Raw genomic sequence first — 23302 nt, 5'->3', positions numbered from 1 at the left:
AGAGAAGCAAGCTTCTCTTCAAGTCCGCTCGACTTGCATGTATTAGGCATGCCGCCAGCGTTCGTCCTGAGCCAGGATCAAACTCTCCAATAAAGTATTGAAAAGAGCGATAAGCTCATTTTGAAACTGACGAGATTAAAAATCTCATTTATGCTCCAGTCGATTCAAGCCAAGGCTTGTCTCGAACTTTCGCGTTCATTCTGCAAGCAGAATGTTTACTCACTCGTTGTTCAGTTTTCAAAGATCAAACTTGATAATTTTCTTGCTTTTTCGTCACCATTTTCTCTCAGCGGCGACTTTTATAATATATCACACTTCGTTTGTTTCAGTCAAGCTTTTTTTGAAATTCTTTTTTCGAGTTCTTATTGAACTCAGTCATTTCGTCAAAAGCATTTAACCAAGCAAGCAAAGCAACGAGATATAATGTACCATATAAATATCGAAGGAGTCAACTACCCAAACAAAGAAATTTTCAAACCCAATAATAAACCAACACCCGGCAACCCTAAAATGCTCACAGTACCTATTGTAGCAGGGTTCAGTGGAATGTAAGTTCCGGTGATCCACCCTGAATAGTTAACTACATATATCCCTACCGCAGCCAGCACCAGATGAATACCGAATGATGTAAAAAATGATAACCCAATCCGTTTTCTAAACAAGATGATTATCAACCCTAGTAACGACACAACAAGCACACTGCCTAATATAAGACTCTTCATACTCTCAACACCTCCATAATTGAATGTCACACCTCCGCCTACATGCTCACTCCTCGATCACCTATAACTGCCTTATTAATCCCTACACGTTTAGCGCGCTTCAAATGAATCTGATATTTACGCTCCGCGGCCTCCAGCACATAGATCGCATAATCGATCTCATCCTGCCCCTGTGCCTCTTCAAACTGTCTAACAGCCCGTTCCCACTCTGCCTTAGCTTTCTGTATATCTGAATAAATCTGGTCCTCTTCCATCTCCTTTAGCATTCTTTCGCGCTTCTCCACCGATCTCCCTACATTTCGCCATGTAAACATAAGCCATCCCCTTCCTGATCAGCACAGCATATTCTCATACATATCAGGGAAAGGACAAACTTAGAACTGAGCTAAATAAATTAATGAATCGTTATTTTAATCTCAACGACATTCTATGGATTAATAACCATACATCAGTAGAAATGAGAGACTTCACATTTAGGCAACGTTAAAAAGAGTATTAAAACAAAAAAAGAGAGCCTAAAGGGCTCTCTAAGTAATCCAAACTTATCTATTCTTTTCTTTTAGGAAATCAATCATTACAGGCGCATGCTCTCATTAAGAAACACGCACTGCTATTTCATCTCCCTGCGCCCTTCCAGCGCCTTGGAAAGAGTCACTTCATCCGCATACTCCAGGTCGCCCCCAACAGGCAATCCATGGGCAATCCGAGTCACCGAGATCTCAAACGGACGGACCAGACGGGAAATATACATCGCCGTGGCCTCACCTTCGATATTCGGATTTGTAGCCAGAATCAGTTCTTTAACTCGCTCATCGCTTAAACGGGTCAAAAGTTCCTTCAGACGGATATCATCCGGACCTATTCCCTCCATAGGAGAGATTGCGCCTTGCAGCACATGATAGTATCCGTCAAATTCCTTGGTACGCTCCATAGCCACCAAATCCTTGGAATCCTGAACTACACAGATTACCGAGACATCCCTGGATTTGTCCTGACAGATCCGACACGGGTCAGTATCCGTAATATTACAGCACACCGAACAGTAATGAAGATTCCGCTTCACACTGACGAGTGCTTTGGCAAAGTCAATAACGTCATCTTCCTTCATTTTAAGCACATGAAAAGCTAGTCGCGCCGCAGTCTTGGGGCCAACACCCGGCAAACGGGTGAAGGCGTCAATCAGCTTCGCTATCGGTTCGGGATAATACAATCGATTGCGTCTCCTTTGATAGGATCAATTTAAATTAAAATAATCCCGGAATTTTCATACCGCCTGTGAATTTACCCATATCCTGGTTCGCAATTTCATCAGCTTTAGTCATTGCGTCATTGACTGCTGTCATAACCAGATCCTGCAGCATTTCTACATCCTCTGGATCAACCGCTTCTGGCTTGATAGTGATAGCCAGCAATTTCTTATGTCCGTTAACTTCAGCAGTTACAACACCGCCACCAGAAGTACCTTGGACTGTTTTGTCCGCCAGTTCCTCCTGTGCCTTCAGCATTTGCTCCTGCATTTTCTTCACTTGTTTCATCATTTGGTTCATGTTGTTCATGATATTCATCTCCTTTGTTATAGTTATCGCGCCAGGCGCATGTATATCTATTCTTTGATCACTACAAGGTCCTCACCAAAGAGCTGGATAGCTTCATCAATCCAAGGCTGCTTGTTGCCTGAACCGCCGTCTTCATGCTCAGGTTCAAGCTTAAAGTCCTCCTTTGGCGTTTCAGTAGCCCCTTCCATCGCTCCAGTCCAATCTTTGAGCATCATCGTCACAAGACGCGCTGAACGTCCAAGCTGTTCAGACAATACCCGTTCAATCACTTCACGATTAGCCTGCTTCTCCGTAGTTTCACGGTGGATGTTGTTCTTAAACGCCACCAGAACATTGTCTTCCAGCAGCGATACCGGTTCACCATCCATAAACCAGGCGTGAACGGTTACTTTCTCTTCTTTTACGCGCTGCAGGATCTGCCCCCACTTCTTGCTAACCTCCGCAAACTCAGGAGATCCCTTACGTGCAACGTACTGATCAAGCTGTGCAGGCAGCTTCGCTGGCGAATTGCCTCTCGACACTGGAGCTCGTGTTGCCGGGCGTGAAGGAGCACTTGATGCAGCCTCCCCACCAGACAAACCGCTCTTAAGCGCGCGATCCAGCTTTTTCTCCAGTTCAGCAAGCTGTTGCTTCAGTCGGTTGATCTCCCCACCATCCGCTGGTGTGGTTACAGCAGGAGCCGCACCGACCGAACCCGCCACCTGACCCGATGACGCCCCTTGAGTAGGAATACTGCACAGTTTAAGGAGAGCTACTTCAAACAGCGTCTGCGGCTGAACTGCATATTTCATCTCACTCTGGTACCGGTTAAGAGTATCAATCATCTGGAACAGCTGTTCCTTGGTGAATGATTCCGCCATATCACGGAACGACTCGGGATTAAGCACCCGATCCGTCAGTTTATCTGCATCCGGCACCATCTTAATCATAAGCAAATCACGGAAATAATAAAGCAAATTTTCCATGCACTTGTCCGCACTCTTACCTTCATGCATGAACCCTTCGATCATTTGCAAAATATGACCTACATCGCCTTTGAGCAGAGAAGCAGCCAACTTTGCAAACTGTTCGGAAGGAATGCCTCCGGTCATATCCATAACTTGCTGATAGGTTACCCTTCCATCTGTATAGGAGGAGATCTGATCCAGGACACTGAGTGCGTCCCTCATCCCTCCGTCAGACAGACGAGCAATATACTGGAGTGCGTCCTGATCAGCTTCCATGCCTTCCTGTTCACAGATCAGCGTAAGTCGTGCTGTCTGTTCTTCCAGGGACACCCGGCGAAAATCAAATCGCTGACAGCGAGAAATAATCGTTGCCGGAAGACGATGGGGTTCTGTTGTTGCCAAAATAAACATCACATGTGGCGGAGGCTCTTCCAATGTTTTGAGTAGCGCATTGAATGCCTCTGTCGTCAGCATGTGCACTTCGTCAATAATATACACTTTCTGCCGGACTTCAGTCGGGGCGTATTTCACCTTTTCCCGAAGATCGCGGATTTCTTCAACGCCACGGTTGGATGCGGCATCAATTTCCTGCACATCCATCACAGCGCCAGTCGTAATCCTGCGGCAAGCTTCACATTCGTTACAAGGCTCAGGCGCAGGCCCGCGCTCGCAGTTTACAGCTTTGGCCAAAATCTTGGCGGCACTCGTCTTCCCTGTTCCTCTGGGCCCGCTAAACAAGTAGGCATGGGAAGTCCGCTGTTCACGAATCGCGTTCTGCAAGGTCTGAATAATATGCTGTTGTCCCACCATATCTTGAAACGACTGGGGACGCCAAGCCCGGTATAACGCGATATGCTCCATGATGCGTTACCTTCCTTCCACTTCGCATTCGAGTCCTTTGTCGTTCCCCCATTATACTATATTCCGGGGTGAATCCAAACTTTATCTGACTCATCATGCATGGTTTTTTTAGACATATCAAAAAGACCTCTGCATACATACAACTGCAAAGGTCTCTACATTTAAATGGTAAGCCGTGCACCTGCTATCGATATTTGCGATCCAAGCGGCACCCCTTAACAACAGCTCGGGCTAGGCGACCCTCCGGCACAAGAGTGATCTCACTTATGGCTGCTTCCTTCCGGACCTGACCAGGTTCATGAGTACTCATTGCGGAGGACCCAACCGTCAACACCACGTTAAGGGACCAAACCTCACATCGACAAAACCTCTAGCAGGAATTCAACCTCGCTGTAGCGGATTGCGAGTTACAGGGCACCGCTACCTCCCCATCTAGCACGGTAAGAAATAGTATAACTTAAGGTTGTCTAAATTGCAACCAGAGCGAAAAGAGCAGCAATACAATCACATAAAAACATATAAAAACCCCTGCCGGAACGGCAGAGGTGATTTGGATGTAATAGTCAGACAATTCCCAGGGAATTGCTGAATTAGATTCCGTATTTTTTCTTGAAACGATCAACACGGCCGCCAGCATCGATAAACTTCTGTTTACCTGTGAAGAACGGGTGGCACGCGGAGCAAATCTCTACACGAAGTCCGTCTTTAACCGAACCAGTCTCAAAAGTATTCCCGCAAGCGCAAGATACTTGACCAATCGTGTATTTAGGATGAATTGCTGCTTTCATTACCTTTCACCTCTTTCCGCCCTGAGCCTCAAGCGGACCCAGAGTAAATGGCACAACATCGAAGATTATAACACGGCCTAATGCCGGTTGCAATCCATTATTGTCATGAGGTGATCAGACGTTTCGGACGCGCCATTCCAGCTGGGGGAACGTGCGTGTATGAGCCGATAACGACATCAGGCAGCTCTTCCTCAAAGATCTCCATCATTTGCTTCATACCCAAAATATCACCTTGAGCTGGAGGAATCAATTCCAGATAGCTCTCAGGGTCTATATTAAGATTACGCATTTGAATAAGACGCAAATCGGTTCTGCGAGCAAACTCAATCATCGCTTCAATCTCTTCCTCACGATCCGTTACTCCCGGGAAGATCAAATAGTTGATCGACGTATATACACCCTGGGAAGCAGCGTATTTCATCGATTTTTCTACATTGGCCAGTGTATATCCACGAGGTTTGTAGTATGCATTATAGTGGTCATCCAGTGCGCTGATTGTACTTACACGCATTAGATCAAGCCCAGCATCAACAATACCTCTCATGTGATCATTCAAACCGGCATTGGTGTTAATGTTGATATATCCCATGTCAGTAATGGAACGCACTTCGCGGATGGCTTCAATAATCAATTTAGCCTGTGTGGAAGGCTCCCCTTCACAACCTTGACCAAAGCTGATAATCGATTCCGGCGTTTTCAAGTGCTCCAGCATTACTTCAACGATTTCGTCTACACGCGGACGGAAATTCATCCGGGTCTGCGGGGAAACGAAGCCACTGTCATCCGGTTGCTCGGAAATACATCCGAAACAGCCTGCGTTGCAGGAATAGGATACTGGAACTCCGCCTTCCCAACGATTCAGGAAGGTATTGGAAGAAGTCAGACATTCATACCCGAGCGCACAATTGGACAAATGGGTATAGAGACGATTTTCGGGATATTGCTTCGTTAAACGTTTAACACCCGCACGTACGTCATCCCGATCACAGTTCAGTGGGTTCCATTTATCCGGATGATCCGACATCCGGGCAGTGACGTAAAACTGACCATCTTTCCAAACAACAGCCGAGTAACCGAACAAAGGCAGTTTGTACTCCTTATCCGTTTTTACATACCCCGGCAGACACAACCGAGTGAATCCTTGCGGAAGCAAAGCCCCAACCGCCTGTGTATCACTAGGCATTGGCAGCATTTCGCCAGTATCCGGGTCCATACCAATCGGACGTGTACTCGGCAGTCCAACCAGCGTTGCACCTTCCGGCAAAGGAATCAGCTCATCCTCCATAATTTCGACGATCATATCTCCACTGCGGGCCAGCCCGTACAGGGAAGGGTGATCAAATACATTACCTTTTTCATCTGCGTATACTAAATACATGATGTTCTCCTCACATCTAATGGGTTAAAGCCAAACGACGAGTATATTGTTAATCAACAGCAGCGCTGCAAAAATTGAGTTAAATCAACGACGTAATGCTAGGTAGTTGTACCGGACGCCGCAGTCTGTCTTGGCGAACGTCGAGTCGTAGTCGTTCCGGAGTTGCTGGTCTGACTGCTGCCAGCTGTATCAAATGCCGCTAGGAACTCAGCATTCGTTTTGCTATTACGAAGTTTCTTCAAGAAACCTTCGACAAAGTCGTGGGAATCGTTCATGTTTTTACGAATCGCCCAGATTGTATCAAGTTCTTCCTTGCTCAGCAACACTTCTTCGCGACGTGTACCGGAACGACGAATGTCGATAGCCGGGAAGATACGACGCTCTGCCAGCTTGCGATCCAGATGAAGCTCCATATTGCCCGTACCTTTAAATTCTTCATAAATGATATCATCCATACGTGAGCCCGTATCAATCAAAGCTGTAGCCAGGATCGTCAGACTTCCACCCTCTTCTACATTCCGAGCAGAACCGAAGAAACGTTTCGGACGATGGAATGCTGCCGGGTCAATACCGCCACTAAGTGTCCGTCCGGACGGTGGGATGACCAGGTTGTATGCACGAGCAAGACGCGTAATGCTATCCAGCAAAATAACGACATCTTTTTTTGCTTCAACCAGACGGAGCGCACGTTCCAGCACCAATTCCGCAACTTTGATATGGTTTTCTGGCAGCTCATCGAACGTAGAAGCTACAACTTCCCCTTTAACCGAACGCGACATATCCGTAACTTCTTCCGGACGTTCATCAATCAACAGGACAAATAGTTCAATTTCTGGGTTGTTGGTTGAGATGCTGTTGGCGATTTCTTTGAGGAGAAGTGTTTTACCCGCTTTGGGAGGTGCTACGATCAATCCGCGCTGTCCCAGTCCTACCGGGGCGAGTACATCCATAATGCGTGTGGACAAATGGCTGGGGGATGTTTCGAGAACCAGTTTCTTCTGCGGGTACAATGGGGTTAATGCCGGGAAGTGAAGTCTTTCCGCAGCCGCTGATGGATTCTCACCATTTACAGCGTTGACTTGCAGCAAACCGAAGTATCGCTCGTTTTCTTTAGGTGTTCTACACTTACCTGATACGAGGTCACCTGTTCTTAGGTCAAACTTGCGAATCTGTGAGGCTGAGATGTAGATGTCTTCCGTACTTGGCAGGTAATTGATCGGACGAAGGAATCCGTAGCCTTCAGGTAGAATTTCGAGCACACCCTGCATGAACATCAATCCACTCTGTTCAGCTTGTGCACGTAATATAGCGAAGATCAATTCTTTCTTTTTTAAAGTGCCGTAGTAGGGAATTTGATATTTTTTGGCCAGTTTGTAGAGGTCCGTTAGTTTCATTTCTTCCAAATCGGAAATTTGTAGATCCATATAATAACCACCTATTCAATTAATAAGTCCGTGAAATGGATAGTTTCGCTTGATGTTCCGGCTATAAGAGCAGCATCGTTCTGCATTTCTCTTCTGTCCATTGTACGGAATGTAACCGTTATAATGCAAATACTTGTCTTTGAGTGTAAGTTTCCGGGCGGGATGGCCAGCTTTCGGCAAGATCCGCTAGTGAGTGAACACGAATACATGAGGCGTTCGATCCGGGCAGACCGGCTATGGAGCGCAGTTCAAACAAAACCGGGGTTTGGGGAAAAGGAAATGATGTTCTTAAAGCCATATGAAGTCTGACTCAAAAAAAGACCCTCCGGTAAAGGAAACAGGAACATTTCGTCTTATCCCGGAGAGACTGAGAACTCTATTAAAACAGGTTTACCCAATTACTGAAAGGATATGCAGTTCTGTAAAAATAATCACTTTAATACCGTAAAACTCGTCATACAATACAGAATTAATCGGTTTCTCGCCACACATCTGCACCTAGCAGACGTAGATTGGTTACTAGATGATCGTACCCGCGATCGATAAACTCCACGCCTGTAACTTCGGTCACACCTTCACTGACGGTGAGACCTGCGATCACCAGCGCGGCACCAGCGCGAAGATCGGATGCTTTTACCTTGGCCGCATTCAATGCACTGCCTTCAATAATAGCTGACCGCCCTTCCACACGGATTTTTGCACCCATGCGTACCAACTCAGGAACGTGCTTGAATCGATTGCTATATACAAAGTCACTCAGGACACTCACACCCGTTGCCTGTGTCAACACACTGGTCATCGGGGACTGCAAATCCGTCGGAAAACCGGGATATACGAGCGCCTTAACGTCTACATGATTGTAGCTCGGTTTGCCAATGACACGAATACTTTCGTCCAGTTCTTCAATGCCAACGCCCATTTCCAGCAACTTTGCCGTCAAAGCCTCCAGATGTTTGGGAATAACATTATCAATCAGGACGTCGCCACGCGTTGCAGCCGCAGCGATCATATACGTGCCTGCTTGTATACGGTCTGGAATGATGGAATGACGGCAACCCTTAAGCTCCGACACACCTTCAATACGGATCGTTTCGGTACCGGCACCCTTGATGCTGGCACCCATTGAATTCAAAAGTGTTGCTACATCTATAATCTCAGGCTCTTTAGCCGCGTTTTCGATAATTGTAGAGCCTTTGGCACGAGTAGCCGCCAGCATGATGTTAATGGTTGCACCTACACTGCTTACATCAAGATAAATCTTTGCTCCGCGTAGCTCTTTGGCATGCAAATGAATGGAGCCGTGTTCGTTTGTTACCGTTGCGCCAAGCGCTTCAAACCCTTTGATATGTTGATCAATCGGACGAGGCTCAAAGTTGCAGCCCCCGGGTAAACCAATGGTTGCTTCTTTAAAACGCCCAAGCAATGCTCCCATCATATAATACGAAGCACGGAGCTTCTTCACGGGACCATTCGGCATAGGAATGGATTTAATGTCGGAAGGATCGATCTTCATCTGACTGCCTTCCCAATGTACACGAGCCCCGAGTTCCTCCAAAATTTCTGCATAAACCGCCACGTCACTCAAAAGCGGCAGATTGTCCAGCACGACTTCTGACTCGGCAAGCAATGCTGCAGGAATAAGCGCGATGGCGCTGTTCTTGGCGCCGCTTATAGTTACAGTTCCCTGTAACGGACGTCCGCCACTAATCATCAATTTTTCCATAAAGCTTAATGTCCCCCTACGTGTTTTGCAGCCGGTTAACGGCAATACGTGCTGTTGGCTTTTGATGTAGAAATAAGGCGTGAAAATGGAAAGACACCGGCTAGGCGGTGTTCTTTCCACTTACACAGTATGGAACTGGTAAAGACAAATTACGCTTTGTTGTTGGAACCAAACTCGCGAATTTTACCTTTAACGGTTTCTTTGATTGCATCACGGCCTGGTACGATGAATGTACGTGGATCGTAAGCATCTGGTTTAGCTGCAAGCACTTCGCGAACCACTTTGGAGAACGAAATTTGGTTCTCAGTGTTCACGTTGATTTTGGAAGTTCCCAGGGAAATGGCTTTGTCGATATCATGTTTAGGGATACCTGTACCACCATGCAGTACCAGTGGAACGTTAACTGCATCGCGAACTTCTTCCATTTCTTTGAAGCCCAAGTTAGGCTCGCCATGGTAAGGACCGTGTACGGAACCAAGAGCTGGAGCCAATGTGTCGATACCTGTTTCTTTAACGATACGTACACACTCGTTCAGGTCAGCGTACATGATACCACCGATAACGTCGTCTTCTTGTCCACCAACAGTACCTACTTCGGCTTCTACAGAAACGCCTTTAGCGTGTGCATATTCAACAACTTTTTTAGTCATTTCGATGTTTTCATCGATGGAGTGGTGGGAACCGTCGATCATTACGGATGTAAATCCAGCATCGATCGCTTCTTTACACTTATCAAAGCTGGAACCGTGATCCAAGTGAATAGCAACTGGAACGGTGATTTTCATGTCGTGAATGAGTCCTTCTACTATTTTAACTACTGTGTAAAAACCGCTCATGTGACGTGCTGCGCCTTCGGATACGCCCAAGATTACTGGGGATTTCTCTTCTTCTGCTGCAGCAAGAATCGCTTGAGTCCACTCAAGGTTATTGATGTTGTATTGACCAACTGCATATTTTCCTTCGAGTGCTTTGTTCAACATGTCTGTCATAGATACTAATGGCATGGTTTCAATCCTCCTAGGGGTGTTGGGTTGTGTCTATGGTTTTTAGCCGAAATCACATACGGGCTTATTATACCACATCCCATGTCAAATACTAAACAAGCATTTGCAAAAATGCTGTGCTTTGCAGCACAGTTTTCATAGACACAGCATGACGACGTCCCTATTTCCAATATTCCCCGGACACCTGACTGAAATACCCTGTATGCCCACTAGTAAACTCTCACAGCTTCACACGCAAAAAAATCCTGTATCTACAGGATTCAGCTGCACTTATTTGCAGTATCATTTCGAAGCTGCATATTGACTGCTACTCGCATCTCATCGATATCAAACGGTTTCGTAAAGTGCATGAGCGCTCCAAGATCGGTAGCTTCTTTGATCATGTCCAGTTCACCATAGGCCGTCATCATGATGACTTTGATATCCGGATCAATTTCCTTAATATGTTTTAGAATTTCTAGGCCATCCATGCCAGGAATCTTCATATCAAGCAGCACAAGATCAGGTTTGTCATTATTTACTATCTCCAGGGCGATCTTCCCATTAGGCGCTTGGAACGTATTATATCCTTCGCTGCTGAACACTTCCATTAACAGGATTCGAATACCGTTTTGGTCATCAACAATCAACACTTTTTTATTTTCCACTAAGTAACCTCCTAGAATTAGGAAAGCATGTACGTCTGAATCTGGATAACAATCCCATAGTCGTCATGATAAGTATTCTACCTTACCCATTGAAATCCTGCTTACATCCCAAAATGCCAAAAACCATTTTCGCTCATCTCGATGCACTAAAAAAGGATGTCCCCAGCACCCTTATCGGCTGCCAAGAACATCCATTTATTTATAGCTTAATGATCAACACTTATTTTCCAGCGCTCTCCAGAGAAGCTTTTACAAACTCACGGAACAATGGCTGCGGACGGTTCGGACGGGAAGTGAATTCCGGGTGGAATTGTACTGCCAGGAACCACGGGTGTCCTGGAAGCTCCACGATCTCAACAAGACGTCCATCCGGGGATGTACCCGAGATAACCAGACCGGCTTTTTCGATTGCTTCACGGTATTCATTGTTGAACTCGTACCGGTGACGGTGTCTCTCATAGACCAGTTCATCATCATAACAAGACATTGCCAGGGAACCTTCCTGAAGCTTACAAGGATACAGACCCAGACGCATTGTACCACCCAGGTTTTCGATATCTTTTTGTTCAGGCAACAGGTCGATCACCGGGAACTCTGTAGCTGGATTGATCTCGGAGCTGTTTGCTCCATTCAAACCAACGATGGAACGTGCATATTCAATAACAGAAACCTGCATACCCAGGCAAATACCGAAGAACGGAATTTGTTTCTCACGGGCATAACGAATCGCAGATACTTTACCTTCAATACCCCGATCACCAAATCCGCCTGGAACGAGGATTCCGCCTACGCCGTGCAGCAGATCGCCCACATTCTCATCGGTGATATCTTCGGAGTGAATCCAGCGGATCTTCACATCTGCATTGGATGCAAATCCTGCATGAGACAAGGATTCAACAACACTCAAATAAGCATCATGCAATGCCACATATTTACCTACAATGGCAATCTCCACTGTATGCTTCAGCTTATTGATACGGTCAACCAGCCCTTCCCACTCGCTCATATCCGGTGCAGGAGTAGTCAGCTTCAGGTGGTTTACCACGATCTCATCCAAACCTTCTTCACGCAGGTTCAAAGGTACTTGGTACAATGTGTCTGCATCACGGCATTCCACCACGGCATTTTCATCAATGTCACAGAAGAGAGCGATTTTGGCTTTCATGTCTTTGGACAGCTCATACTCTGTACGGCATACAATGACATTCGGCTGAATACCGATGCTGCGCAATTCCTTCACGCTGTGCTGCGTTGGTTTGGTTTTCACTTCGCCGGCAGCCTTGATGTAAGGAATAAGTGTTACATGGATGTACATGACGTTGTCACGACCTACATCACTCTTGATTTGACGAATAGCTTCCAGGAAAGGCAAGCTCTCGATGTCACCTACCGTACCGCCGATCTCCGTAATGACAACATCCGAACCCGCTTCCCGTCCTGCGCGGAATACGCGCTCTTTGATCTCGTTCGTAATGTGTGGAATGACTTGTACCGTTCCGCCCAGATATTCCCCGCGCCGCTCTTTGCTGATGACGGAGGAGTATACTTTACCAGTCGTGACGTTGCTGTTTTTGGAGAGGTTGATGTCAATAAAACGTTCGTAGTGGCCAAGGTCAAGATCCGTTTCCGCACCATCATCCGTTACAAAAACCTCACCATGCTGATAAGGACTCATTGTTCCCGGGTCGATATTGATGTATGGATCAAATTTTTGAATAGTTACCTTCAACCCTCTGTTTTTCAGCAATCTGCCCAGCGAGGCAGCCGTTATCCCTTTGCCCAGGGAGGACACAACTCCGCCCGTCACGAAAATATACTTTGTCACTGTTATTACCCTCCTAATATAAGTACAGAAATTCAGGCGATATATGGTATTATCGTAACCCGTTTCCCAGGTAATCATCGTTAAAAAGAGCAATGGCAGAAATTCCCTGCATCTGCGAACTGCTCTTTCATGCGAAGACCGTGTGTAAACAACGTTGTTCTACAGCGTAGAATGGTGCAAACCTTCCGGGAGCCAACTACCGAGCCTGTCCCTAAATAGATATCATTGCATCGATCCATTTGGTGTTTTGGATATACAAAAATAGACCACGGATTGTTGGCCGGGAGCATGCGGAATTCAAATCATTTTGCAAAATTCTGCCTCTAAAAATACAAAAAAAGTACTCCCGCAGGACGGGGCACTTTTTATAAAAAACATAAATATTTTGTCGCTCATTCATAAGCCCATGCAATAGTTTACCCGTTACCCCGTCTGCTGTCAAGGCTGACTATGCGGGGAAAACGGGTAAACTATCGATGTCAAAAATGACTGCTACTTATCGGAATCGTCGTCAAATTCACCCTCGTTTTCGGACTCTTCTTCATCGTCTTCATCGAGGTCTTCCTCTTCCAAATCGTCATCTTCAACTAGAACTTCTTCTTCGCCATCTTCTTCGTCAAAGATGTCTTCTTCTTCTTCATCTTCGTCATCATCATCTTCGTCCTGATCATCATCAGAATTGTCAAAGTCTTCGTCGCTGTTGTAGCTGTCTTCCTCTTCCCCGAAGTCCTCATCTTCCAGATCATCGTCTTCATCGTTGATGATGCGCGGACGCTTCGCACCCGTCATGGTATCTTCCGATCCAGCTACCGGATACCAGCGCTTCAAGCCCCACAGACTTGTACCGACGCAAGCAAAACGGCCATCGATATTAATCTCGGTATATAACTGGGCGATAAACTCGTTGATTTCTTCATCAGTCATTCCGCGCTGTTTAGCTACCTCATTCATCAAATCACGGTAGTAATACGGCGTATTGGCCGCTTTCAGCACCATAAAGGCGAGGTCCACCAAAGGAATCTCTCTGACCTTTTCTTTATCAATTTTCAAATTGAGCGAGGTACTCACTGACAGACACTTCCTCTCACACAAAATTCACTTTATATCCCTACGAACTGGAATGTTACATATAACATATCCATTAACAAACCTAAGTAAAACCTATTTAGCCTCAAAAAGCAAGTTTTTATGTATGGATGTCTCATAAATCCAAGAAGCGACTTCAAACGAGCAATGTACAGACCCGTAAGAGACCGCTAACTCGCGGGCATATCGTCCTTTTTGCAAAAAAAGCATGATCATATAAAAAAGACGGAGTCCCCTCCGCCTTCTGACTGTATACCCTTGAAGGATCGCTCCTCACCAGGGTCCCCGCGAGAGCCCTCTAGCCCTCCATCCATCATATGTCCCTGCGCCCGTTTTGACACGAAGAGAATGTGTTTTTGTAAAAAAAGGGCAGGTTCCCCATGCGGCGGGATCAATGCATTCATAGAATACCTCAGCATGTTCATCCCGAAGGGGGCTGCCCATTATGGACTATACTGGTTTTCTACATCAATTGGTTGAAGGAATGCAACGTCCCGAACCAGAACAGGGGCGGCGATACCTGATCCGGTTCGCCAAACCGAAGCAATATGAAGCCTGCCTCGTGGAACTGTCGCGGATGAGGAATGAATTTACGGATCTTGGTATGGTACGCTCCTCCCGGCTGGCCCGCTCCATTATCGCCCCGGTGCATGACCTAGAAGAATTATCTCGCTACAGCAATGAGATTACGGTAGAAGAAGATGTATCCATCTCACTACATGCCACCGCGCTTCACAGTAAACCGAGCAGTGCTCAGGGCATACCTTGGGGCGTCAAACAGATTCACGCTCCCAAAGTATGGTCCGTATCCACGGGACATCGAATCAAAATCGGCGTGATCGACACAGGTGCCGATTATCAACACCCGGATCTTCGCTATTCACTGGCACGCGGAATCAATCTGTTAAACCGCAGTCTGCTTCCTCATGATGATAACGGCCATGGCACCCATATTGCCGGAACCATTGCCGCAGCTAACAGTACGGCAGGTATGATTGGCGTAGCCCCTCGCTCCCTGATCTATCCGGTGAAGGCATTCGACCATAATGGTTCGGCCTTCGTGTCAGACATTGTGCTTGGCATCGATTGGTGTGTACGCAATCGGGTCGATATTATCAATATGAGCTTTGGCATGAAAACGCGTAGCAAAGCATTGCTTGATGTCGTGAACCGTGCCCATCAAGCCGGGATTGTCATTGTTGCTTCGTCAGGAAATGATGGCAAACGCCGCAGCATTGATTATCCGGCACGTTATCCGCAAACGATATCGGTTGGGGCAACCGACAAAAACCGGCGGATCGCCTCGTTTAGTAACCGAGGTGCATACGTTGATGTATATGCGCCAGGGGACAAAATTGTTTCATCCTGGGTGCAAGGCAAGCACCATGAGATGAGCGGTACCTCCATGGCGACATCGCACGTCAGTGGCGCCATAGCGCTCTTGCTTGCGAAGCATCCAGGCCTGTCGCCAGCCGAGATCAAAACGCTCGTGAAGCGCGCGACCGTTCCGCTGCGCGCACGCAAGACAACCACCGCGAAGAGCAAAATACGCGGTGGCGAGATTGACGCCCTCAAGCTGATGCAGGAGGGCGGAGGGTAAACAGCGCTGCCTGCCGGAGGGAGCCGTTCCGTGAAGCATTCGCTAAGCGCAGCACTGCTGCGCGGTGTGATGCTTCAAGGTGATTGCCCACGGCGGCAGGCAGCGCTGGCTCTGGGTGCCTCGGGGCCGTATGAACTCGGCCGCGGGCACAGCAAAAAGTCTCCATGTCCACGCTGCATTGCAGGCGTGGTGCATGGAGACTTTTTGCCAAAGCCACAGGCGGTTGTGGCACCGCCATGGCTTGAATTACATTTTGTCCGGTGCGGATACGCCCACCAGACGAAGCGCTGTTGCGATGACGGTGCGTACAGCACCGATCAGCGCCAGACGCGCCTGGGTTTGTCCCGCGTCTTCCGTAATGACGCGCTCTGCACGATAGTAACTGTGGAACAGGGATGCCAGTTCATATACATAACGAACAATACGATGAGGCGCATATCCTGTAGCAGCAGTTGCGATTTCTTCAGGCAGTTCACCCATTTTGCGAAGAAGGTCATATTCATGTTCCGTGGTCAGCTTCGAAAGGTCGATCTGTGCCAATGGCAACAGCTCAATGCCTTGTTCTTCTGCCTGACGGTATACGCTGCATACCCGAGCGTGAGCGTATTGTACATAGAATACAGGGTTTTCATTGGACGTCGAAATCGCAAGGTCCATGTCGAAGTCCAGATGAGAATCCATGCTGCGCATAGTAAAGAAGTAACGAATGGCATCAATGCCTACTTCGTCCATCAGATCTTCCATCGTTACCGCCTTGCCTGTACGCTTGGACATCTTCACTTTCTCGCCATTCTGGAACAAGCTCACCATTTGTGCAATCAGCACGACCAATTTCTCAGGATCGTTGCCCAGTGCCTGCATGGCCGCTTTCATCCGTGGAATGTAACCATGGTGGTCTGCTCCCCAGATGTTAATCATCGTGTCGTATCCACGTGCATATTTATCACGGTGATAAGCAATGTCCGGCGTAAGGTACGTGTACGTGCCGTCATTTTTGATCAAAACACGCTCTTTATCGTCACCATACTGCATCGTTTTCAACCAAGTTGCTCCGTCTTGCTCATAAATTTCATTACGATCACGCAATTCGTCAAGTACACGCAACACTTCTCCGTTATCATACAGCGAAGTTTCGCTGAACCAGATGTCGAAATTGACACGGAAGCGATTCAAGTCGCGTTTGATCTTGTCCAATTCTTTTTCCAAACCGAAGTCGCGGAAATAAGCTGCACGGTCACCTGGATGCATGGACAGCAAAGAATCGCCTTTCTCAGCCACTAGCTCCTTGGCAAACCCTTTGATATCCTCACCGTGATAACCGTCTTCCGGCATCTCTGCGTCTTGGCCCAGTTCCTGCAAATAGCGAGCTTCAATGGAACGAGACAGATTAAATACCTGATTACCCGCGTCATTAATGTAGTATTCACGTGTTACATCATATCCGGCATAGTCGAGGATGTTGCAAAGCGCATCACCCACAGCCGCTCCACGCGCATGGCCCAGATGCAGACTGCCTGTCGGGTTGGCACTGACAAACTCCATCTCAACCTTGCGCCCTTCACCAACATTGATTCTTCCATAATTCTCACCCTGCTCATGTACAAGCCCCAGCACTGGGTAGAGATAACTCTTGTCCAACTTAAAGTTAATGAATCCCGGTCCGGCAATCTCAGCCTTCTCAATTCCAGCTTCAGCCAGGTTGAGATTGGCAATAATCTCTTCTGCGATCTGGCGTGGATTACGCTTGGCAATCTTGGTCAGCTGCATAGCGGCATTGGTTGCCAAATCGCCGTGTGTTTTCTCGCGTGGTACTTCAAGGGTGATGGTCGGCAAATCCTCCTGCGTAACAATGCCAGCAGCAACAATGGCATTGCCAATGGCTGTACTTACCCGTTCGTTAATCGTATCTAATGGATTACGTGTCATGAAATTGGTTCCTCCTGTATATGCAAACTAATCGCGAAATGTCCGGATTCTTCGTCAAAGCGGTAAAAGTCGTAGCTCCACGCTGCGCGTGCGCTCAATCCCTGAATGGAAAGTTCCAGCTCCTGTGTATGCGTGGACAAGGCAAACGACATATACGGCGAACGGTAAAAACCAGGAAGCTTGCGGTTTAACTCAAATGTTTGCTCCGATTCCACCTCGCCGTGACGTATAATCTTGATGGATTGTCCGCCCAGCTTCAATGTTGTTCGGGTAATACCGCCCTCGGGTCCAGCCTGTGGCTCTTCATAACGAACATAGAGCACAGATCCCTTCAACACGGCTTCACCCTGCATTTCCTGCAGTACATCTTCACCTTCATAACGGCTGTGCAGCCGGATCTGAACCGGTCGCATGTTCGACATGAATGTTAACCTCCATTATATTCGAGGCGACGCAAAATTAGGCACGGCCGGTGAGAACAGCCCTTCCTGTATTGTTGTGCCGCTATAAGCGCTCATATTCCCGGATAGCTCGCTATCCTACACTCTACTGTATAACTATATCCAGTTCACCCGCTCAATTCAAATCCAAATTCAGAGTTTTTGCCCATCAACGCCAAAAAAAGCAGAGCCACACTCGTAAAGTGCAGCTCTGCCTTGCTTCATTAATAAAGAAATACGTTCTGGATCAGGTCCATCGCGGCTCATATGGAAACGGACAGGTCGACTCTACCAGCTTGGCGCGCACCTGTACGAGACAACCACAATAACGGCAGGTTTTACCGTATTGTAACCCTGGACAATCTGCGCAGATGGATAAACGCCTCTCATATTCAGCATCCTCGACGGCCGGACGTGAGCGTGAGGCCATCTCCACGAGCAGGGCTATCTTGGCTTCACTAATCTTCACATCATACTGATCATTACAACCCTTGCATGGTTCCCGTTTCCCAGCACTTCTACTCTGCACAGATGAATCCATCTGATTATCCCTTTATAGCGACCACACCAACCGAGGCCGGAGGCAGTACAAAACGCAGTTTGTTGTTTTCGAGTGTAATATCCTTCCATTCCGCAGGTTGAACCTGATCCGGCTGTTCAAATGTGTTGAATGCACTATAATCTGCGTGATGCAGAATTCGTCCCGATACAGCAGAAGCGTCCGTTGATTCAATCTGACAAACCACTTCAAGCTCATCCGTATGACTAAGGTTACACGCCGTCACATGAATAACGCCTTCATTGTTGCGAGAAGCCGACAAACTCAGCTGAGGAATGGTCTCTTCTCCGAAAGTGTATCCAGGGCTCTCGTAATTCAGTTCCAACCTCTGCGCGTCCATGTGCACCTGATACATATCAAACACATGATATGTAGGCGTAAGCAGCATCTTCTCTCCTTCTGTCAAAACCAACGCCTGGAGAACATTGACGATCTGCGCAAGATTGGCCATATGCACTCGTTTATTGTGTTGGTTAAAAATATTCAGATTGATCCCGGCAAGTACAGCATCACGCATCGTATTTTGTTGATACAGGAACCCTGGATTCGTACCTGGCTCAACGTTATACCACGTTCCCCACTCATCCACGATAATACCGACTCTGCCCTCAGGATCATATTTGTCCATGATTTCGGAGTGCTTCACAAGTAACTCTTCCATATATAGCGTCTTTTTCAATGTGGTGAACCATTCAGCTTCTCCGAAACCAGTAGCCTGACCTTTATCTGCCCACTCACCTGTTGGAATGGTGTAATAATGCAGGCTGATTCCATCCATAAAACGACCGGCCTCCCGCATTAACACCTCCATCCAGTCATAGTTGTTGTCATTGGGGCCGCAGGCAATTTTATAAATTTCATTCCCGGAATAATTGCGTACATATGTAGCATAACGACGGTATTCATCTGCATAGTATTCCGGACGCATATTACCGCCGCAACCCCAGTTCTCGTTCCCCACACCAAAGTATTTCAGCTTCCATGGCTCTTCACGGCCGTTGCTCTTCCGCCAGTTCGCCATCGGTGATTCCCCATCAAACGTGATGTACTCCACCCATTCCTGCATCTCCTGCACCGTACCGCTGCCCAAATTGCCACTGATATATGGCTGCGTATCAAGCAGCTCACATAATCTCAGGAATTCATGCGTGCCAAAATGATTGTTCTCTTCCACCCCGCCCCAGTGCGTATTAATCATCCGGGCGCGCTCACTTTTGGGACCTACGCCATCTTTCCAGTGATACTCATCGGCAAAACAACCGCCAGGCCAGCGAAGTACGGGAATACGCAGTTTTTGCAGTGCAGTAAGCACATCATTTCGGATACCTTCCGTATTGGGAATAGGGGAGTCCTCCCCCACCCAGATGCCTTCATAGATACAGCGTCCCAGATGTTCTGAGAAATGACCATAAATATTGCGATTTATTAATCCTTGTTCTGATTCTGCCTTTAGAATAACATCAACCATAATTTCAACCTCCTCAAAAGTGTTGTTACCGCTTACAATAACGTGTTTCCGAACAGGATTCAACCGTTTTTATTCAAGCAAAAACAAGCCCTTTCCGGCTTCATTTGTCCGGAAAAGACTTGTTTGTTTGGGCTGGCCTCATCAGGCCAAATTAGTTGAGATTTATACCATTTTAGATTGAAATCGCCTTAAAATTATTCCATGGCATAACGCCATTTACTCGTTTACAGCAGGCAATAACATTTTTTGCTTCCATGTTGTTCCACCATCTGTCGTCTCATAAATCGCAGGAGAATTGTCGCTTGTTACGACGAGCCAACCTGTTTTGGCAGAAGGAAACGAAATGCGGGAGCTATAACCTGGATCTTTCAGGTCGATATTTTTCCACGTGGAACCTGCATCATATGAACGTCCAATCCCCACTTTGCCCGCTGCAGGTGATCCTGCGGAGAGATAGGCCGTCTGATTACCGATCAACGCCATGTTCCCTGGGTGACCCCCTGGGTCTGCGGGGCCTTTTCCATTCCCTGTGCTGTTTGCACCTGGAGCCGGGCCACCACCTGCTGTGGATTGAGCAAAGACCTGTCTCCAATTCTTGCCCTCATTTCCACTCGCGTAGAGAGAATACGACTGCTGAGACATTCCTGCGTCGCCATATAGAAGGGCCCATACCTGGTTACCACTTGCGTATAAATCTCCACCGCTCCAAGTTGCTGAGGCTACCTTCAGCGATTGCGTCCAGTTCTTGCCGCCGTTACTTGTCTGCATGATACGGTATCCTGAACCAGGAGCCACTACAATGGCATAACCTTGCTTCTGTGTCGTGAACACAGCTCCGCGTGTATTGGCTGGTGTGGAGATCGGGCTCCATGTTGCACCGGCATCCTTCGTCAAATAAGCTCCATTATAGGTATATCCAAAGCCTTCGTTTTTATTGAGGAAATCAATTCGTTTAAACTGTATACCTTTAGTATCCATCCGTGTCCAGTGCGCACCGCCATCCGTTGAGCGGATGAGATATGTCGTTGGAGAATCCTTTACCTGTGCCAAAGCAAATCCATTCACATTATTCGGGAAATCAAGTTGTGTGAACTGCCATTGGCCTGTATAGATGGACTGCCAAGTGCAGCCAGAATTCGATGTACCAATAAGGAAGCCTTCACCACCAGCCCGTCCGGTTGTAGTGTTCAGAAAATCAATATCCGTAAATTGCAGTCGTTGGTCTTCCACACCACTGCCTTTTTTCAACGTAGCCGTTAATCCGTGATCTCCACTTCCACATGTTGCGGAGGATGCAGCGTTAGCGCCGGGTAGAGTATGTACCGGTCCCAGTCCCCAAGCCAATGTTACTGATAGTGCGAGTGCGCCAATCCGTTTCCATGTCATTCTGCTCTTTGTTGTCATTGTGACACCTCCTTCTATGTTTTTACCCTATTTTGCAGGATTTAACGTAACAATTTGTTTATCGCGCGTAACATTATTGCAATTAAAAACCACTCATGCCCACATTTTTTTATCTCATGGGCATAAGTGGTTGATCATTAATCTCTACTAAGAGCTGATTTAAATGGGATATGTCTTAAAAGCAATGATCACAAAAGTGATACTTAAAACAAGGCAAAGGCCAAAATGCAATTTATTGTATTTGAGTGTTCTGATGCTAAAGGCAACATATAACATGGCGAGATTAGCCAGTATTAGCGTTAAATTGATGAACAAAGTCATTGTTATTATAAGATTGATGGTAAATATCATAAGTACCGCTATGAACCATTTGGGATACATACTTAATTGAGCCCGGATTGCATGCATAACAAAAACCCCTTTCCACTATTTCCATATTATACATAAATATTAAGATAGAGTCATCCCAAATACGTGTTTTCGCTTAACGCGCGGGCGGAATCATATATACAACAAATGGTAGAGAGACGGGAACGTACGTGCTATAATCAATGTTATGGATTCTGAATAACGGTGGATGTTTTCTTGATCACGGCGCAGCTTCCCGAAAGGGGGTGACGTCGATGGTCAATCTTGTGGCGTTGCTTGAATTAATCCGATGGATTGCTGCGATCCTCAGTTTAGTGCTGAGTATCAAAAAGCTTTACCGCTGGTTGCGCAAAAAGTTTCGTAGCAAGCGAAAACCCACCTCATAAGGTTGACAGCCTGACGGTGGGTTTCGCTTGAATAGCAATATTTAATTCTTGCACGGCGCGGCAGTCCACAGCCTTTCCGGGTCCTAAGAGTCTTTACCGTTGCGCGGTGAAGACTCTTTTTTAGTATATGGTCGAACCCAACCACCGTATACTTCACGAATGTAATATATCAATTAATATACTACTGATTACTGTTGTTGTCAGTATAACACAATACAGAAATGAGGTTCAATTAAGTTCAGGAGCAGATCATAAAAAAACGCCCTCTCCTACGCAGGCTTCAACCTGACGCAGACAGAGGACGCTGTTATTTTGCGATTACTTCACGAATCCAAGCAGCATTTCACGGATCATCTTCGCAGCCACAATTTGTGTCTGTTCTGTATGATCGTAAATAGGAGCCACTTCAACCAGGTCACAACCGACCACATTTACATCTGATCCTGCAATCATGTGAATGGCTTCAAGCAATTCCTTGGACGTAATACCGCCCGCTTCTGCTGTTCCTGTACCCGGAGCCGCAGACGGATCAAGCACATCGATATCGATTGTAACGTACACTGGACGGTTACCCATTTTCGGAAGAGCTTCCTTCATCGGAGCTACCACTTCAAACGGATAGAAGTTGATGTTCTCCCGTCCGAATTGGAACTCTTCACGGGAACCGGAACGAATTCCGAACTGATAAATATTTTTGCCACCCATCAGTTCAGCTGCTTTACGCACTGGCGTTGAGTGGGACAATGGCTCGCCTTCATAGTTTTCACGAAGGTCGGCATGTGCATCAATATGGATCAGGATAAGGTCGGGATATTTTTTGTACATTTGCTGAATGACAGGCCAAGTAACGAGGTGTTCCCCGCCGAGACCAATCGGGAATTTGTCGTCAGCCAGTAGGCCACCGATATATTCTCCGATGATTTCGAGACTGCGTCCTGCGTTACCGAAAGGCAAAAGCAGATCCCCAGCGTCAAAGTAAGTCATATCCACAATACTTTTATCTAGGTAAGGGCTGTACTCTTCAAGTCCAACCGACGCCTGACGGATATGGGAAGGACCAAAACGGGACCCTGGACGGAAGCTGACGGTGTAATCCATCGGCATACCATAAATGACTGCTTTGGAGTTCTCGTAATCCTCTGAACTGCAAATAAATACGTTACCTGAATAAGCTTGATCCAATTTCATC

21 protein-coding genes, 1 rRNA gene and 1 other RNA gene are annotated in these 23302 nt (G+C 47.0%); 2 read left to right on the top strand and 21 right to left on the bottom strand.

Annotated elements, in window-relative coordinates; genetic code table 11:
- The 15 genes from CRO25_RS32670 to rpoE all read right to left on the bottom strand — a co-directional run.
- Positions 1-93: ribosomal RNA gene (locus CRO25_RS32670) — 16S ribosomal RNA — on the bottom strand; the annotation flags it as partial.
- 359 nt (positions 94-452) lie between these two features.
- On the bottom strand, positions 453-722 hold the full coding sequence (locus CRO25_RS32665; RefSeq protein WP_063567659.1) for a pro-sigmaK processing inhibitor BofA family protein: 270 nt from the start codon (positions 720-722) through the stop codon (positions 453-455).
- 38 nt (positions 723-760) lie between these two features.
- Positions 761-988, bottom strand: a complete 228-nt coding sequence (locus tag CRO25_RS32660; protein ID WP_079697741.1) for a DUF2508 family protein — start codon at positions 986-988, stop codon at positions 761-763.
- 344 nt (positions 989-1332) lie between these two features.
- Positions 1333-1932 carry a recombination mediator RecR gene (recR, locus tag CRO25_RS32655; RefSeq protein WP_063567657.1) on the bottom strand — a complete coding sequence of 200 codons (600 nt, stop codon included), beginning with the start codon at positions 1930-1932 and terminating at the stop codon, positions 1333-1335.
- Between the two features lie 34 nt (positions 1933-1966).
- Positions 1967-2278, bottom strand: coding sequence for a YbaB/EbfC family nucleoid-associated protein (locus tag CRO25_RS32650; protein WP_024628773.1), 312 nt, complete (start codon positions 2276-2278; stop codon positions 1967-1969).
- A 47-nt stretch (positions 2279-2325) separates the two neighbouring features.
- Entirely contained in the window at positions 2326-4086 is a 1761-nt protein-coding gene (gene dnaX, locus CRO25_RS32645; RefSeq protein WP_079697740.1) for a DNA polymerase III subunit gamma/tau, read from the bottom strand.
- A 173-nt stretch (positions 4087-4259) separates the two neighbouring features.
- An RNA gene (gene ffs, locus CRO25_RS32640) (signal recognition particle sRNA large type) lies at positions 4260-4527 on the bottom strand.
- 149 nt (positions 4528-4676) lie between these two features.
- Complete coding sequence (gene rpmE / locus CRO25_RS32635; protein WP_024628775.1) at positions 4677-4874, bottom strand: 50S ribosomal protein L31; 198 nt, start codon at positions 4872-4874, stop codon at positions 4677-4679.
- Positions 4875-4977: 103 nt separating this feature from the next.
- Positions 4978-6252 (bottom strand): radical SAM protein, encoded by a 1275-nt coding sequence (locus CRO25_RS32630; RefSeq protein ID WP_063567655.1) that lies wholly within the window; start codon positions 6250-6252, stop codon positions 4978-4980.
- Positions 6253-6350: 98 nt separating this feature from the next.
- The gene (rho, locus tag CRO25_RS32625) at positions 6351-7676 is read right to left on the bottom strand and encodes a transcription termination factor Rho (protein ID WP_063567654.1); all 1326 of its coding nucleotides are present in this window, start codon (positions 7674-7676) and stop codon (positions 6351-6353) included.
- A gap of 469 nt (positions 7677-8145) precedes the next feature.
- Positions 8146-9399, bottom strand: a complete 1254-nt coding sequence (locus CRO25_RS32620; RefSeq protein WP_063567653.1) for a UDP-N-acetylglucosamine 1-carboxyvinyltransferase — start codon at positions 9397-9399, stop codon at positions 8146-8148.
- 149 nt (positions 9400-9548) lie between these two features.
- Positions 9549-10403, bottom strand: a complete 855-nt coding sequence (gene fba, locus CRO25_RS32615) for a class II fructose-1,6-bisphosphate aldolase (RefSeq protein WP_063567652.1) — start codon at positions 10401-10403, stop codon at positions 9549-9551.
- Between the two features lie 260 nt (positions 10404-10663).
- The gene (locus CRO25_RS32610; protein WP_024628781.1) at positions 10664-11050 is read right to left on the bottom strand and encodes a response regulator; all 387 of its coding nucleotides are present in this window, start codon (positions 11048-11050) and stop codon (positions 10664-10666) included.
- Positions 11051-11270: 220 nt separating this feature from the next.
- A complete protein-coding gene (locus CRO25_RS32605; RefSeq protein WP_063567651.1) occupies positions 11271-12875 on the bottom strand; it encodes a CTP synthase in 1605 nt (534 codons plus the stop codon).
- A 492-nt stretch (positions 12876-13367) separates the two neighbouring features.
- Positions 13368-13943: a DNA-directed RNA polymerase subunit delta gene (gene rpoE / locus CRO25_RS32600; RefSeq protein ID WP_079697739.1), complete on the bottom strand. Its 576-nt coding sequence runs from the start codon at positions 13941-13943 to the stop codon at positions 13368-13370.
- A 463-nt stretch (positions 13944-14406) separates the two neighbouring features.
- Between rpoE and CRO25_RS32590 the strand changes: the two genes are divergently transcribed.
- Entirely contained in the window at positions 14407-15561 is a 1155-nt protein-coding gene (locus CRO25_RS32590) for a S8 family peptidase (RefSeq protein ID WP_079697738.1), read from the top strand.
- Positions 15562-15807: 246 nt separating this feature from the next.
- On the opposite strand, the gene argS is transcribed toward CRO25_RS32590, so the two are convergent.
- From argS to CRO25_RS32565, 5 genes are all read right to left on the bottom strand, one after another.
- The gene (argS, locus tag CRO25_RS32585; protein WP_063567646.1) at positions 15808-17487 is read right to left on the bottom strand and encodes an arginine--tRNA ligase; all 1680 of its coding nucleotides are present in this window, start codon (positions 17485-17487) and stop codon (positions 15808-15810) included.
- Complete coding sequence (locus CRO25_RS32580) at positions 17484-17909, bottom strand: DUF1934 domain-containing protein (protein ID WP_063567645.1); 426 nt, start codon at positions 17907-17909, stop codon at positions 17484-17486. Before CRO25_RS32580 ends, argS begins: the two co-directional genes overlap by 4 nt.
- A 265-nt stretch (positions 17910-18174) precedes the next feature.
- Positions 18175-18468 (bottom strand): DUF6171 family protein, encoded by a 294-nt coding sequence (locus CRO25_RS32575; RefSeq protein WP_079697737.1) that lies wholly within the window; start codon positions 18466-18468, stop codon positions 18175-18177.
- Between the two features lie 4 nt (positions 18469-18472).
- A complete protein-coding gene (locus tag CRO25_RS32570) occupies positions 18473-19954 on the bottom strand; it encodes an alpha-N-arabinofuranosidase (RefSeq protein WP_079697736.1) in 1482 nt (493 codons plus the stop codon).
- A gap of 216 nt (positions 19955-20170) precedes the next feature.
- A complete protein-coding gene (locus CRO25_RS32565) occupies positions 20171-21358 on the bottom strand; it encodes a hypothetical protein (protein WP_079697735.1) in 1188 nt (395 codons plus the stop codon).
- Positions 21359-21981: 623 nt separating this feature from the next.
- Between CRO25_RS32565 and CRO25_RS34115 the strand changes: the two genes are divergently transcribed.
- Positions 21982-22113 carry a hypothetical protein gene (locus tag CRO25_RS34115; protein WP_256863808.1) on the top strand — a complete coding sequence of 44 codons (132 nt, stop codon included), beginning with the start codon at positions 21982-21984 and terminating at the stop codon, positions 22111-22113.
- Positions 22114-22431: 318 nt separating this feature from the next.
- Here the strand turns inward: CRO25_RS34115 and speB are convergent, their stop codons facing one another.
- Positions 22432-23301, bottom strand: coding sequence for an agmatinase (gene speB, locus CRO25_RS32555; protein ID WP_079697733.1), 870 nt, complete (start codon positions 23299-23301; stop codon positions 22432-22434).
- Position 23302 lies beyond the last annotated feature (1 nt).

It is taken from the genome of Paenibacillus sp. RU5M (assembly GCF_900221055.1).
Classification (GTDB): domain Bacteria; phylum Bacillota; class Bacilli; order Paenibacillales; family Paenibacillaceae; genus Paenibacillus; species Paenibacillus marchantiae.
Note: the sequence above shows the minus strand (reverse complement) of the source record. Positions and strands in the feature narration are given on the sequence as shown.

What these genes read in the sequence shown, in the direction of transcription:
- CRO25_RS32580 (WP_063567645.1), bottom strand. Translation starts at nt 17,909, where the DNA reads ATGTCGAACATGCGACCGGTTCAGATCCGGCTGCACAGCCGTTATGAA.
- CRO25_RS32620 (WP_063567653.1), bottom strand. Translation starts at nt 9,399, where the DNA reads ATGGAAAAATTGATGATTAGTGGCGGACGTCCGTTACAGGGAACTGTA.
- CRO25_RS34115 (WP_256863808.1), top strand. Translation starts at nt 21,982, where the DNA reads ATGGTCAATCTTGTGGCGTTGCTTGAATTAATCCGATGGATTGCTGCG.
- argS (WP_063567646.1), bottom strand. Translation starts at nt 17,487, where the DNA reads ATGACACGTAATCCATTAGATACGATTAACGAACGGGTAAGTACAGCC.
- dnaX (WP_079697740.1), bottom strand. Translation starts at nt 4,086, where the DNA reads ATGGAGCATATCGCGTTATACCGGGCTTGGCGTCCCCAGTCGTTTCAA.
- CRO25_RS32570 (WP_079697736.1), bottom strand. Translation starts at nt 19,954, where the DNA reads ATGGTTGATGTTATTCTAAAGGCAGAATCAGAACAAGGATTAATAAAT.
- fba (WP_063567652.1), bottom strand. Translation starts at nt 10,403, where the DNA reads ATGCCATTAGTATCTATGACAGACATGTTGAACAAAGCACTCGAAGGA.
- CRO25_RS32565 (WP_079697735.1), bottom strand. Translation starts at nt 21,358, where the DNA reads ATGACAACAAAGAGCAGAATGACATGGAAACGGATTGGCGCACTCGCA.
- CRO25_RS32575 (WP_079697737.1), bottom strand. Translation starts at nt 18,468, where the DNA reads ATGGATTCATCTGTGCAGAGTAGAAGTGCTGGGAAACGGGAACCATGC.
- CRO25_RS32665 (WP_063567659.1), bottom strand. Translation starts at nt 722, where the DNA reads ATGAAGAGTCTTATATTAGGCAGTGTGCTTGTTGTGTCGTTACTAGGG.
- CRO25_RS32590 (WP_079697738.1), top strand. Translation starts at nt 14,407, where the DNA reads ATGGACTATACTGGTTTTCTACATCAATTGGTTGAAGGAATGCAACGT.
- rho (WP_063567654.1), bottom strand. Translation starts at nt 7,676, where the DNA reads ATGGATCTACAAATTTCCGATTTGGAAGAAATGAAACTAACGGACCTC.
- CRO25_RS32630 (WP_063567655.1), bottom strand. Translation starts at nt 6,252, where the DNA reads ATGTATTTAGTATACGCAGATGAAAAAGGTAATGTATTTGATCACCCT.
- speB (WP_079697733.1), bottom strand. Translation starts at nt 23,301, where the DNA reads ATGAAATTGGATCAAGCTTATTCAGGTAACGTATTTATTTGCAGTTCA.
- rpmE (WP_024628775.1), bottom strand. Translation starts at nt 4,874, where the DNA reads ATGAAAGCAGCAATTCATCCTAAATACACGATTGGTCAAGTATCTTGC.
- CRO25_RS32650 (WP_024628773.1), bottom strand. Translation starts at nt 2,278, where the DNA reads ATGAACAACATGAACCAAATGATGAAACAAGTGAAGAAAATGCAGGAG.
- CRO25_RS32660 (WP_079697741.1), bottom strand. Translation starts at nt 988, where the DNA reads ATGCTAAAGGAGATGGAAGAGGACCAGATTTATTCAGATATACAGAAA.